Genomic DNA, 13623 nt, shown 5'->3' with positions numbered 1-13623 from the left:
TGTAGAAGTATGACATGGAAGACTAATATTTCTTTTTGTTATATGTACAATGAAAACTTAATAAAGGAGGTGCTCCTGTGCCACAAGTAATTATTGCTGTTGTTATCACACTTATAATTACTGCGGTTGCTGTATGGTTTATCTCGACTGAATATCACAAGAAGGTAGCAAATACCAAGATTGGAAATGCAGAAGAGCAGGCCAGAGGCATCATCGACGAGGCTGTGAAAAATGCCGAAGACAAGAAGCGCGAAGCTATGCTTGAGATCAAAGAAGAAACCATTCGTTCCAAGAATGAGATTGACAAGGAGATCAAAGAGCGTAGAAATGAAATTCAGCGTAACGAGCGTCGTATTGTGCAGAAGGAAGAAAATCTGGACAAGAAACTCGAATCGATTGAAAAGCGTGAGGCAAGTTTCCGTGCCAAAGAAGAAGATTTAAAGAAGCAGAAAGTTGAGATAGCAAAGCTCAACGAACAGCGCGTACAGGAACTGGAAAGAATTTCAGGATTAACCTCTGAACAGGCAAAAGAATACCTCTTAAAGACCGTGGAAGAAGATGTGAAGATTGACACTGCGAAGATGATCAAGGAAATGGAAGCGCAGGCGAAGGAAGAAGTCAACAAGAAGGCAAAGGACTATGTAGTTACTGCAATTCAGAAATGTGCTGCGGATCACGTTGCTGAAACCACAATCTCTGTTGTACAGCTTCCGAATGATGAGATGAAAGGCCGTATCATCGGTAGGGAAGGACGAAATATTCGTACACTTGAAACGATGACAGGAGTAGATCTGATCATTGATGATACGCCGGAAGCAGTTATCCTTTCCAGCTTTGATCCGATTCGAAGAGAAGTTGCAAGAATTGCACTTGAAAAGTTGATCGTGGATGGACGGATTCATCCGGCTCGTATCGAGGAAATGGTTGAAAAAGCGCAAAAAGAAGTAGAGACAATGATTCGTGAAGAAGGCGAGGCTGCTGTATTAGAAGTCGGCATCCACGGCATTCATCCGGAGCTTGTCCGGCTTTTGGGCAAAATGAAGTATCGTACCAGTTATGGACAGAATGCATTGAAACATTCGATTGAGGTCGCACAATTGACAGGTTTACTCGCCGCAGAAATCGGTGAGGATGTCCGTATGGCAAAACGTGCGGGATTATTACATGATATTGGTAAGGCTGTAGATCATGATATGGAAGGTTCCCATATCCAGCTGGGTGTGGAACTGTGTAGAAAGTACAAGGAATCACCTCTTGTCATCAATGCAGTGGAAGCACATCACGGTGATGTGGAGCCGGAGAGTCTGATTGCATGTCTGGTGCAGGCAGCCGATACCATCAGCGCTGCACGTCCGGGTGCGAGAAAAGAAACTTTGGAAACATACTCAAACCGCTTACAGCAGCTTGAGGATATTACAAATAGCTATAAGGGTGTAGAAAAATCTTTTGCAGTTCAGGCAGGTAGAGAGGTTCGTATCTTAGTTGTTCCTGAGCAGATCAGCGATGCGGATATGGTTCTTTTAGCCAGAGATATTTCAAAACAGATTGAGACTGAGTTGGAATATCCGGGTCAGATCAAGGTAAATGTGATCAGGGAATCGCGTGTTGTTGACTATGCGAAGTAATTGTGAAAATGAACTTAAAAAGGCTTAAGACCGCGGAAAGCGGGATTAAGCCTTTTTTATATCATAATGTGTTGTAAAATAAATACATTGGGATTTCATGGGACGTATAGAATAAAAAGGAGGGACCAGTACAGCACGGCTGCACTGGCCAGATTATGAAAAAAAATGATCGAAAGGTTTTGGTTCCTTTTGATGATTTCACTATACCGGAAAAGTGTGAAATGGATATGTTACAAATTTGAAGAAACTGTGAACGATGAAAAATATCCGGGGATGATGTTCGGACAGGAAAGAGAGGTTTGAAATATGGTAGAGCATGTAAAACGATTGAAGAGAGAACTGGTATACAAGGGAGCAATTCTGGATATCTACAAAGATACGATGGAACTTCCGGATGGAAACAAAGCAGAGTGGGATTTTGTATCCCATCGTATGGGCGCAGCCGCCATTCTTCCGGTTATGAAGGATGGAAGAATTGTGATGGTGCGTCAGTACCGCAATGCGCTGGAGAGAGAAACACTTGAAATTCCGGCCGGCTGTCGGGACAGTAAGACGGAAGATACGGCGTATTGTGCGGCACGGGAGATGGAAGAGGAAACGGGATACCGCAGCACGAATGTGAAACATTTATTATCCCTGCGTACGACGGTGGCATTTTGTGATGAGGCGGTTGATATTTTTGTAGCTACCGATCTGGAAGTGGGAACCCGGCATCTGGATGAAGCGGAATCCATTGATGTGGAAATTTACACACTGGAAGAGTTGTGCGATATGATCTATGAAGGGAAAATTCAGGATGGAAAAACCATTGCTGCAATTATGGCATATGCGGCAGCAAAAAAAGGCGGAATGGGAAAACATCTGGATTTATAAAAATGGAATAAAGAAAACGGACAGGGCATAGGCTGAAAAGAAAAGAGTTTTAGGAATTTTTATGAAAAAGGAACTGGCGATTGGAATCTGTTTTGGCCTGGCGGGAATTTTATGTACCTGTCTGTTTGGATATGAATATTTTACGACTTATGGATTTTTAAATGCGTATCATATGAAAGCATTTGCGGCATCGGATACCGGGTATTTGCCGCTTCTGGCAAATATTTTATGGGAAAGGGGAAAAGTGTTTGTGATTATTGCAATCCTTTCCCTTACTGCTTTAAAAGCAATTCTGCCATTATTATTGCGCTGCCTGATTTATTTTACCGGCGGGGTATTTTTTGCTGCCTGTGTGATGAATATGGGGATTCTTGGAATTGTTTTTTTTCTGGTATCGTGGCTGCCACATGGAATTTTGTATCTTGCAGCGCTTGCGCTTTTACTGCTGGTAGAACCGCACAGGTTTTATAACCGGAAAAATCCATGGCTGCTGCGGCTGGCATGGGGGATGGGAGTTGCGGTACTGGTACTTCTTGGATGTGTATTGGAGGCATCTGTTGGAATCCGGCTGTTACGTTTTGTTGTAGAAAAATTATAAAAAAATTATAAAAAGATGGAGTGCAAAAGGAACACTTTTTACACTCCATTTTTGTTTTCAGACAAAAACTGTTTATTTTGCGTTCATCTCCGCAATGTCATAGATCAGCTGTTTGGAATCTTCCCATCCGAGACAAGGATCGGTAATGGATTTTCCGTAAATATGATCTCCGATAGACTGATTTCCCTCTTCGATGTAACTTTCAATCATCAGACCCTTTACCAGAGAACGGATATCGGAAGAAAGCTGGCGGTTATGCATCACTTCTTTTGCGATACGGATCTGTTCCTTAAACTTCTTTCCGGAGTTGGAATGGTTGGTATCAATGATGGCTGCCGGATGGATGACATCCATTTTTTCGTACATCTCATGAAGACGGATCAGATCTTCATAGTGATAATTCTGGGTGGTATTGCCGTGCTTGCTGACTGCACCGCGAAGAACCACGTGAGTCAGAGGATTTCCGGTTGTCTCCACCTCGTATCCGCGATAAACGAAATGATGCGGATGCTGTGCCGCGTATACAGAATTGAGCATAACAGAAAAATCACCACTGGTAGGATTTTTCATTCCGGAAGCGACATCAAAACCACTGACCGTCAGACGATGCTGCTGATCTTCTACCGAACGTGCTCCGATGGCAACGTAGGAGAGAAGATCCTCGACATATCCCCAGTTTTCCGGGTAAAGCATTTCATCGGCACAGGTAAGACCGCTTTCTTCGATTGCACGGATGTGCATTTTACGCATGGCGATCAGACCCTCGATCATATCCGGAGCTTTTTCCGGATCTGGCTGGGAAGCAATCCCTTTGTAGCCTTCGCCGGTTGTACGTGGTTTGTTGGTGTAAATACGCGGAACTAAGATGACCTGATCCTTGACATCTTCCTGGATTTTGGTCAGACGGCTCACATAATCACATACAGAATCTTCGTTATCTGCAGAACACGGTCCGATGATTACGAGGACACGTGAATCTTTACCTGTAATTACATCAGAGATCATGAGGTCTCTGTGTTTTTTTAATTCACGAAGCTCCGGGGAAAGCGGATAATCGCGCTTAATGTCTGCCGGAGTCGGTAATTGGTTTAAAAATTCAAAACTCATTTTTTTCTCCTATCTCTTAAGTTCGGATATCACATACCGTGACTATCTTAATGGAAAACGGGAAAAATGTCAAATAACAGGAATCGGTTGTTTCTTTCGGGCTTTTAGAATATAATAACAGAGAATTACAACACAGCAGGAGGTGCAGAGATGGAAAATCTGCTTTGTATAAAAGGAAAGATTATAGGAAAAGGGAAACCGCTCGTGTGTGTGCCGGTCATGGAGTCTTCGAAAGAAGAAATTTTAAGAGAAACCAGAAGGCTGGAAGAAGCACACACGGAAATGATTGAGTGGCGTGTGGATGCGTTTGAAAACGTGGAAAGTCCGAATGCGATCCGCGAAATATTAAACGAAATGAAACATATCATAAAGGAAAGTATTCTGGTGTATACCTTCCGTTCTAAAAATCAGGGAGGGTGCAAAGCACTTTCCGCGGCGGATATTTATGATATTCATCAGGTGGCGGCAGAATCAGATGTCGTGGATTTTATTGATGTGGAATATTTTGAAGCAAAAAATCCGCAGAAAGAAATAGCGAGGTTGCAGGAGATGGGAGTATATGTGATTGCTTCCCATCATGATTTTGAACAGACGCCGGACCCGGAGGTGATCCGCATGCTGTTGGAACAGATCCGTGAGAGTGGCGCAGATGTCGTGAAACTGGCAGTTATGCCGCAGAATATGTGGGATGTATTGCATTTGCTGGAGGAGACCAACCGCTTTCATGAAAACCATCCGGATCATCCGCTGATTACCATGTCCATGGGTGTAAAAGGGGGGATTTCCCGCGTGGCCGGAGAGTTTTTCGGATCGTGTGTGACATTTGGCGCAGGCGGGCAGGCGAGCGCACCGGGGCAGCTTCCGGTAAAGCAGCTGGAAGAAATACTTCATATTTTACATCAAAGTGTGGATTGACTCTAAATTTGAAGTGTGATATAGTAAAAAGGCACTTGTGAAATAAGAGTGCTATGCAGCCGTAGTATAATGGATAGAACGCAGGACTCCGACTCCTGAGATGCGGGTTCGATTCCCGCCGGGTGCAGTTTATGCTATGTGGCAAGGAAACAACTTACCCATGGAACGACAGGAAAAGCGGTGCGTCATGCACCGCTTTTTTACTGGACGAATAGTATGAGGTGTGGTATCATAAATGGAAAGATGCATTTTTATGGAGGGTTCATATGCAGAATGAAAAATTAAAAAAGTTTACAGACTTTTTTGTGAAATATAGACGATATTTTTGCGCAGCTGTTTTATTTGTGATTCTTGTTGTGATTCTGGTAAAGTGTACCGGTCCGCAGAAAGATCAGAAAGAGACACAAAACGGTACACAGGGAGTGACACAGACTACAGAATATCAGGAAATTGGTAAGCTGCAGAAGGATGCAGATGCGGAACTTGTGACACTGATGGAAAATTATTATGCGGCATATGCCGGTGGAGATACGGATTCGCTGGAGATGATTGCACAGCCGCTCAGTGACAATGAAAAGAGTTATATCACGACGTTTTCTGAGTATTATGAGGATTATCAGAACATCACCTGTTATTCCACAAAGGGGGCAACCGATGATTCTTATCTGGTATCTGTATGCTATGATCTGAAATTCAAAGGTGTGGATACTCCGGCACCGGGAATGGATTTCTTCTATGTGGAGAGAGACGGAAAGGGAAATCTGATCATCAATAACATATACTCTGCATACAATTTCAATTTCCTGGATCAGGATCTGGATGCAAATCTGTATTCCCTGATTCTGGCATATGAGAAGAGTGATGAAGTGGTTGCTCTGCAGAAAGAGGTGCAGACAAGCTATAATGAAGCTGTAAAGAGTGATGAAAAACTTGCCAATATGGTGGGTGGAACACTTCGAAATGCCATGGCAAAATGGAGAGAAACGATTGTAAGCAATACCGAAACCCAGACGACAGAGACGGAAAGCCAGACGCAGGAAACCCAGACCACAGAGACAAAGAAACAGGAAGAAACTCAAAAGAAAGAAGAAACTCAAAAGACCGAGGAAACCCAGACAACGGAGTCTACGGAAAAGAAGGAAGATACCCAAAAGAGCGATTCCAAGAAATCTACCGGTACGGTCAAGACAAAAGATATCTGTAATGTCAGAAAGAGCCCGAGTACGGATGGTGAGCTCCTCGGAAAAGTGGATATTGGTGTGGAACTGAAGAAACTTGGAACGGAAGGTGACTGGACCAAGGTAAAATTCCAGGGAGAAACCGGATATGTAAAGAGCGAATTTGTAAAGGAAGTATCTTCCAAGTCAGGTTCCGGCAAGGGAACCGTAAAAACGAAGGATATCTGCAATGTGCGTAAAACCGCCAGTACAGATGGAGAACTTCTTGGAAAAGTAGATGCGGGCGTAAAATTAAAGAAACTTGGCACCAAGGGAGAATGGACGAAGGTGAAGTTCCAGGGAAAAACCGGATACATCAAGAGCGATTTAATAAAAACGGTAAAATAATAAAGACATCATAAAGAAGCGGAGGCTGTGAGGTCTCCGCGATTTTTGTCAGACAGGGAAGAAACGTGGAAGTCAGAATTAATAAATTTTTAAGTGAAGCAGGGGTATGCTCCAGAAGAGAAGCAGATCGCCAGATTGAAGCAGGAAATGTAACCATCGGCGGAAAAACCGCGCGGATGGGGGATCATGTATCGGATGGACAGGAGGTCTGTTTCTGTGGAAGACCGGTACAAAAAGAAAAAGAAATGATACTGATCGCGCTTAACAAGCCGGCGGGTATTGTCTGCACGGCGGAAAAAAGGGAAAAAAATAATGTGATTGATTTCCTGCATTATCCGAAACGGATCTATCCGGTCGGGCGTCTGGATAAAGAGTCGGAAGGACTGTTGCTGTTGACGAATAACGGTGAGATTGTCAACAAAATTATGCGGTCGGGAAATATGCATGAAAAAGAATATCTTGTTACCGTGAACCGTCCGGTGACGGATGCATTTCTGCATGGTATGGCAAACGGTGTTCCGCTTGTGGAACTTGGCACGACAACGCGCAAATGCAGGGTAGAACGGACAGGAAAAAAACAGTTCCGGATCATTCTGACACAGGGATTAAACCGACAGATCCGACGCATGTGTGAATATTTTGGGTACCGTGTACAGAAACTGGTACGTGTACGGATCATGAATATTGAACTGGGAGATCTCGAATCAGGAAAGTACCGGGATGTTACACCGGAGGAATTTAAAAAGTTAAAACAGTTGATCGCACATTCGAGCAATCAGCCCGTGCGACCAATGGAAAAACCACAAAAATCAAAACGAAAACCACGCAATTCTGCCATACATGGCACGTATACGGTGGTAAATCATCATATAGATAGAGAGAACAAAAATGGAAACAGAAAAGCAACGGATTGAAGAACTGGTAAAACAGTTGAATGCAGCATCAGCTGCGTATTATAACGGACAGGATGAAATCATGCCAAATTATGAGTGGGATGCTTTGTTTGATGAGCTTACCACGCTGGAAGAAAAAACCGGATATATTATAAAGGACAGCCCGACGCAGAATGCCGGATATGAAGAATCCGGAAGCGGACAAAAAGAACCGCATGAGTATCCGGCACTTTCTCTGGCGAAGACCAAACAGGTGGAAGAACTGCAGCAATGGGCGGGAGCTTATCCGATCTGGCTGTCATGGAAACTGGACGGACTTACGCTGGTTCTGACGTATGATAACGGAAATCTTGTAAAAATTCTTACCAGAGGAAATGGAAACCTGGGTACCAACATTACATTTTTAAAGGGTGCGATCGGAGGATTCCCGCAAAAGATTTCGTATCAGGGGCATCTGGTTGTGCGAGGAGAAGCTGCCATATCCTATACAGATTTTGCACAGATCAACGACATGATTGAGGATGACGATGAAAAATATGCAAATCCGCGAAATCTGGCATCCGGAACGCTGAATCTGGAAGATCCGGCAGAAGTGAAGGCACGCCATGTCAGGTTTCATGCATTTACACTGGTGCATCTGGATGAGCCGATGGTATCGTGGGGAGAGCGGATGCACTTTCTGGAAAAACTGGGATTTGATGTGGTAGACAGGGAAGCGACAACCGCCCAAAAACTTCCGGAAGCCATTGACCGATGGACGAAACTTGTAGAGAGCGGAAAAATGGATATTCCGGTAGATGGTCTGGTGATCTGTTATGATGATACGGATTATGCGGCATCGGGAAGCGTGACCGGGCATCATGCGACACGTGCCGGTTTTGCGTTCAAATGGCAGGATGAGGCTGTAGATACAAAACTAAAGTATATCGAATGGTCGTGTGCGGTATCAACAATTTCCCCAGTTGCCGTGTTTGAACCGGTACAGATTGAGGGAACGACAGTATCCAGGGCATCGCTATGTAATATCAGTGAGATCGAGCGTCTGGGGATTGGAAAAGAGTGCACACTTTCTGTGATCAAAGCTAATAAGATCATTCCGAAATGTATTGCGGTAAAAGATGCTGTAGGTGCTCCGGAGATTCCATCCCAGTGTCCGGTGTGCCATGCACCGACAAAAGTTCATGTGAGTGAAAACAGTGGCACAAAGACCCTGCATTGTACCAATCCGGACTGTACAGCCAAAAATGTCAAGAAATTTACCCGTTTTGTCAGCAAGTGGGGGATGGATATTGACGGTCTTTCCATTCAGACGATGCTCCGTTTTATGAATGCGGGATTTATCCATGAATTTGCGGATATTTTCCGTTTGAAAGAGCATTTCGGGGAGATCAGCCAGATGGAGGGCTTTGGTGAAAAATCTGTGGCAAATATGGAACAGTCCATTGAAAAAAGCCGGCAGGTACATCCGGTGAACTTTATATTTGCCCTGTGCATACCGCTGATCGGTGTGGATGCCGGGAAAAAAATTGTTGCCGCCATTGGTTTTGAAGGCTTTTTGCAACGTCTGCATCAGGGGGACGGGTTTGAGGATATTGAGGGGATCGGAGCGGAACGTTCCCGATCAATTGTAACCTGGTATCAGAATGAAAAAAACCACAGTGGGTTTGAGGATCTGCTTCATGAACTTTCGATAGAACATGTAGAAGTGCAGGATACTTCTTCCGGAAGCTGTGCGGGACTGAGTTTTGTGATCACCGGAGATGTGCATCACTATAAAAACAGGGATGAATTTAAGGCCTATGTAGAAAGCCAGGGCGGAAAAGTGACAGGAAGTGTCTCAAAAAAGACGGCATATCTTGTCAACAATGACGTGGAATCCGCATCATCTAAGAATCGTAAGGCAAAAGAACTGGGAATTCCGATTATTTCCGAAGATACATTTATAGAACAATTTGGTGGGAGGTAGAAAAAGTTATGCCAATCAGAACACAAAGTGATCTGCCTGCAAAGGAGATCCTCGAACAGGAAAATATTTTCGTAATGGATGAGTCCCGTGCGATGCATCAGGATATTCGTCCGATCAATATCGTGATTCTGAACCTGATGCCACTGAAAGAAGAGACGGAATTGCAGATTTTCCGGTCATTGTCAAACACCCCGTTACAGGTAGACGTATCGCTGCTTGCACCGGCATCCCATGCATCCACCCATACTTCAAAGAGCCACCTGAACAAGTTTTATCAGACGTTTCAGGAAATTAAGAACCAGTATTTTGACGGGCTGATCATTACCGGTGCACCGGTGGAACAGATGAAATATGAAGAAGTCGATTACTGGGATGAAGTGTGTGAGATTATGGAGTGGTCCAAAAAGCATGTGACATCCACCCTGCATTTGTGCTGGGGGGCGCAGGCTGCACTTTATTATCATTACGGAATCCAAAAATATGATCTAAAGCAGAAAATGTTCGGGGTATTCCGGCACCATGTAATGAATCGCAAGATTCCGATGGTACGCGGATTTGATGATTATTTTTATGCTCCACATTCCCGGCATACCGAGATCCGGGAGGAAGATATTTTAAAGCATGAAGAACTGACCATTCTGGCAAAATCAAAAGAGGCGGGGGTTTTTCTGGTAATCAATCAGGATGGCAGCCAGATTTTTGTGATGGGACACCCGGAATATGACCGGATGACATTAGACAGTGAATATAAGCGTGACAGGGAGAAGGGACTTGCGATCACGCTTCCGTGTAATTATTATCCGGATGATGATCCAACGCAGCGGCCGATGCTGCAGTGGCGGTCACATGGAAATATCCTTTATGCAAACTGGCTGAATTATTACGTTTACCAGCAGACACCGTATGAGTTTATCAATACCGATGAAATCATTGGGAAATAGGTGTTTGAGTTATAATAGGACCAAGTTAGATGAAACCCAGTAAAATCAAGGGGTTATGCCTAATTTAGTCCTTATTTTTATACCATTTTAGCGGTAAAGATAGGGCAGCGCTGCAATATTAAACCGAAAATCCAAGTCAGTATCACAGATGTCCGCAATCAGTCTGAGAGTGAATCTGTGTGCTTAGATTAGGTACAATTTTATATCAAAAACATTTAGTGAGGACTAAATTAGCACTTGAGATGGAATACTCCATCAGCTGGTTTGGTCCTCTTTTTATTTGAGAGGAGTGGTCGAATGGGCAAGGTGTTAATTTGGTTCGTAATCATTATTAGTACAGTGGTTCTCTACTGTCTTATGAAAGTTAAGGCAGAGAGTGATGAACTGTATGAGGAATTAATGAGAAAGCATTTTTATGGCAGGTCAGATGATATTCCTGCATCTGACAAAACCGAGCACTTGAAAGGGTGTGGGTAATTATATGAAATTTTGCAAAACAATAATGCAGACAATACAGAAAAGGAGTGAAAGGAACATGAATAACAAGTTAGAAGTAATCGGCATTGATCATGGCTGGTCAATGATGAAAACAATCTCTCAGGTATTTGTCACAGGTGTTAAGGAGATTACAACAACTCCGGCGCTTTTCGGCGATGTACTTGAGTATGAAGGAAAGTTCTATAAGGTTGGAACTGTGAGGCAGGAAGTAAAGGATACAAAGGTCGAAGATGACAGCTTTTATCTTCTCACTCTTGCAGCAGTTGCTAAGGAACTTAAAAGAAGAGGTCTTGCAGAGGCAAAGGTATTCCTTGCCGTAGGACTACCACTTACAAGGTTTGGAGCAGAGAAGAATGATTTTATCAAGTACCTGACAAAGAATAAGCGTGTAAGCTTCAAATATGAGAATGAGCCGTATTATATTGAAATGGATGATGTGGCAGTATTCCCTCAGTGTTATGCAGCAGTAGTGGACAAGATTCCTACAATGGCAAAGAAAACGCTGATAGTAGATATCGGTAGCTGGACAATCGACATTATGCCCGTAATCAACAAGTCACCGGATGAATCAAAGTGTGTGACGATACCAAAAGGTCTTATTACCTGTATGCGTTCTATCAATGAACAGTGTGTAAGACAGCTTAACGGAGAGGTAGACGAGTCAGAGATACAGAACATCATGCGATATGGCAGGTCAGATATTGATGATGAATACTTTGCCATTATCAAGGCAGAGATAGAGGATTTTGTTGATAAGGTATATAACTCAATCCGTGAGTTTGGGTATAACTTAAAGACTACACCGATTGTATTTGTCGGTGGCGGGGCAGTTGTGATGAAGAATTTTGGTAGTCATGATGCTAAGAACATTTCCTATAACCTTGATGTAAAGGCAAATGCAAGAGGATATGAGCAGCTTGCCACAATGGGACTTAAAAGCACTAAGCGATTATCATAAGGAGGCAGATGATGGGAAGAAGACTTGAATATGAAGTAAAAACTTCTGTCCGCCTTAACATGAGCAATCCTCAGCATGTGAAAATCAATGATGTGATTCAGAACCTTGATCCGAAGATTTTCAAATCTAAGAATCAGTTCATCATAGATGCGATTCAGTTCTACATTGATAATTATGGAAAAGAAACTTTTGTTATCAAGAAGAAAGAAAAAGAGAGGGCTGAATATATCCGGTCAGAAGATATTGATGACATTAAGGAAGAAGTCATTGAAGCAGCAACCAATGAGGCTAGGAAAGAGGTCATAAGGCTGTTAGGCGGAGTGATATCCGGGATGAATGTTGGTCAGCCGGTAATAATGCAGGCAGCCAATAGTGAAGCACTAGAACCTACAGAAGATGTTATGGACGATGCAGATGTTGCAGGACTTGCAATGGGATGGATGTCGAAAGGAGACTGATTATTATGAGAAGAGTTATGGGAGCCGTAGGAACAGTAATTTTAGAGATACTCAAGTGGATATTAAGGATAATTCTTGGAGCTTTGAAGCTGGTCTTAGGACTTGCCAGAATAATTCTTCTTCTATTCGCTATGGTGGCAAGGGTATTTCTTTCATTCGTAAGAATGGGCACATTTTGAGAGGAGGTGAGCATATATGCAGGCAAAGGGTTTATTCTTGAATTATAAGAAAAACAGACGACTTATGCAGTATTTCTTTAAAATAAGAGAGCTGGTATAATGAAAGGAGTTTAAGATGCACAGAATACGGGACAGTCCTATGTGTCCCGTGCATTACAGATAAATAGTTCACCGCAAGGGTGGATGGCACGGAACACAAAGCCCGTCCCTCTTGCGGAGAAGGGATGGGTGATTACTATGAAGAAGATAAGTATTATCTTATTATCCGCAGTACTGGTCTTTTCAATGGCTGCCTGTAATGGTGGTAAGGAAAAGGCTGATAATCAGACAGAGAAACAGACGGAAAGCGTAAAGCCAACTGAAGAAGTAGAAATGGCAACGAAAGCTGTCACAGAGGTCACAACCGAAGTTGGAAGTGAAGAGACAGAGAAAGATATTGCCGAGGTTAAAGATTCAGAAGAGAAGATTGATAAAGAAGATAACCGGTCCGCTGATAATGAAACTGATTCAAAGCAGGAAGAAAAGTCAGAGCAGAATGACGAGCCGGAACAGAAAGCTCCTGTAAATGATAATGAGGAAGCTGGTGGAAATCAGAGTAATGCAGGTAATGGTGGTCAGACTACAGACAGTCCGAAAGACAATGTGAGCAATCCACAGCCTGCATCTGTGGCGTACAGTCCACAGAATGTTGTGTCACTTGCAACAGCAAAGTGTCAGGCAGGAGGGATGATTACCACACAGCAGAATTTACAGAATCATTTGAATGACGGCAGTATCACGCAGGAAGAGTACAATGAGTATTATCCTTACGATGGTATGGAAGGCTCTTATTATAGTGTGTTTGTAGAGACAGACCTCAACAAAGCAAGTACAATTGATGGACAGCGGTTATCATCTGAGGATGCAATCGCAGAATATATTGCAAGTATGTTACTTTTGGAAACAGATCCGGTATTCTACATCAGTTATGATGGAGTTTACACGACAGGCGGCACAGACTATTACGAGTTTCGATGTCACAGATAAATAAAAACGAATAGAAGCAGA

Annotated in this window: 14 protein-coding genes; 13 read left to right on the top strand and 1 reads right to left on the bottom strand. The window is 43.3% G+C overall.

The genetic code is table 11. The features are described 5' to 3' along the window. The first annotated feature begins 104 nt into the window (after window positions 1–104). The 3 genes from rny (at window position 105) to M72_RS15875 (ending at window position 3096) form a co-directional block, all read left to right on the top strand. Complete coding sequence (gene rny, locus M72_RS15885; RefSeq protein ID WP_405560145.1) at window positions 105–1625, top strand: ribonuclease Y; 1521 nt, start codon at window positions 105–107, stop codon at window positions 1623–1625. Between the two features lie 306 nt (window positions 1626–1931). Next, on the top strand, window positions 1932–2498 hold the full coding sequence (locus M72_RS15880; RefSeq protein ID WP_022046156.1) for an NUDIX domain-containing protein: 567 nt from the start codon (window positions 1932–1934) through the stop codon (window positions 2496–2498). A 61-nt stretch (window positions 2499–2559) separates the two neighbouring features. After that, entirely contained in the window at window positions 2560–3096 is a 537-nt protein-coding gene (locus M72_RS15875; RefSeq protein WP_022046155.1) for a hypothetical protein, read from the top strand. Between the two features lie 72 nt (window positions 3097–3168). Here the strand turns inward: M72_RS15875 and M72_RS15870 are convergent, their stop codons facing one another. Continuing rightward, the gene (locus tag M72_RS15870) at window positions 3169–4203 is read right to left on the bottom strand and encodes a 3-deoxy-7-phosphoheptulonate synthase (protein ID WP_022046154.1); all 1035 of its coding nucleotides are present in this window, start codon (window positions 4201–4203) and stop codon (window positions 3169–3171) included. Between the two features lie 150 nt (window positions 4204–4353). On the opposite strand from M72_RS15870, the gene aroD reads away from it, so the two are divergent. The 10 genes from aroD to M72_RS15815 all read left to right on the top strand — a co-directional run bounded on the left by aroD (window position 4354) and on the right by M72_RS15815 (window position 13602). Then, a complete protein-coding gene (gene aroD / locus M72_RS15865; RefSeq protein WP_055068883.1) occupies window positions 4354–5118 on the top strand; it encodes a type I 3-dehydroquinate dehydratase in 765 nt (254 codons plus the stop codon). Between the two features lie 266 nt (window positions 5119–5384). Then, on the top strand, window positions 5385–6683 hold the full coding sequence (locus M72_RS15855) for an SH3 domain-containing protein (RefSeq protein ID WP_055068882.1): 1299 nt from the start codon (window positions 5385–5387) through the stop codon (window positions 6681–6683). A gap of 65 nt (window positions 6684–6748) precedes the next feature. After that, window positions 6749–7597, top strand: a complete 849-nt coding sequence (gene rluF / locus M72_RS15850) for a 23S rRNA pseudouridine(2604) synthase RluF (RefSeq protein ID WP_082413945.1) — start codon at window positions 6749–6751, stop codon at window positions 7595–7597. Further along, window positions 7572–9542, top strand: coding sequence for an NAD-dependent DNA ligase LigA (gene ligA, locus M72_RS15845; RefSeq protein ID WP_141652771.1), 1971 nt, complete (start codon window positions 7572–7574; stop codon window positions 9540–9542). Before rluF ends, ligA begins: the two co-directional genes overlap by 26 nt. Before the next feature lie 8 nt (window positions 9543–9550). Next, a complete protein-coding gene (gene metA / locus M72_RS15840) occupies window positions 9551–10483 on the top strand; it encodes a homoserine O-acetyltransferase MetA (protein WP_022046149.1) in 933 nt (310 codons plus the stop codon). Window positions 10484–10780: 297 nt separating this feature from the next. Further along, window positions 10781–10960: a hypothetical protein gene (locus M72_RS15835; protein WP_005360223.1), complete on the top strand. Its 180-nt coding sequence runs from the start codon at window positions 10781–10783 to the stop codon at window positions 10958–10960. A gap of 58 nt (window positions 10961–11018) precedes the next feature. Further along, the gene (locus tag M72_RS15830) at window positions 11019–11939 is read left to right on the top strand and encodes a ParM/StbA family protein (protein ID WP_050755693.1); all 921 of its coding nucleotides are present in this window, start codon (window positions 11019–11021) and stop codon (window positions 11937–11939) included. 8 nt (window positions 11940–11947) lie between these two features. Then, the gene (locus tag M72_RS15825; RefSeq protein WP_055068880.1) at window positions 11948–12397 is read left to right on the top strand and encodes a hypothetical protein; all 450 of its coding nucleotides are present in this window, start codon (window positions 11948–11950) and stop codon (window positions 12395–12397) included. Between the two features lie 5 nt (window positions 12398–12402). Continuing rightward, on the top strand, window positions 12403–12576 hold the full coding sequence (locus M72_RS15820) for a hypothetical protein (RefSeq protein ID WP_172622380.1): 174 nt from the start codon (window positions 12403–12405) through the stop codon (window positions 12574–12576). 183 nt (window positions 12577–12759) lie between these two features. Then, window positions 12760–13602, top strand: coding sequence for a hypothetical protein (locus M72_RS15815; protein WP_055068879.1), 843 nt, complete (start codon window positions 12760–12762; stop codon window positions 13600–13602). Window positions 13603–13623: the final 21 nt, after the last annotated feature.

The organism is Roseburia faecis (assembly GCF_001406815.1).
Taxonomy (GTDB): Bacteria; Bacillota; Clostridia; order Lachnospirales; family Lachnospiraceae; genus Roseburia; species Roseburia faecis.
The sequence above is the reverse complement of the archived record's forward strand: the minus strand, read 5'-3'. Positions and strand labels throughout refer to the sequence as shown.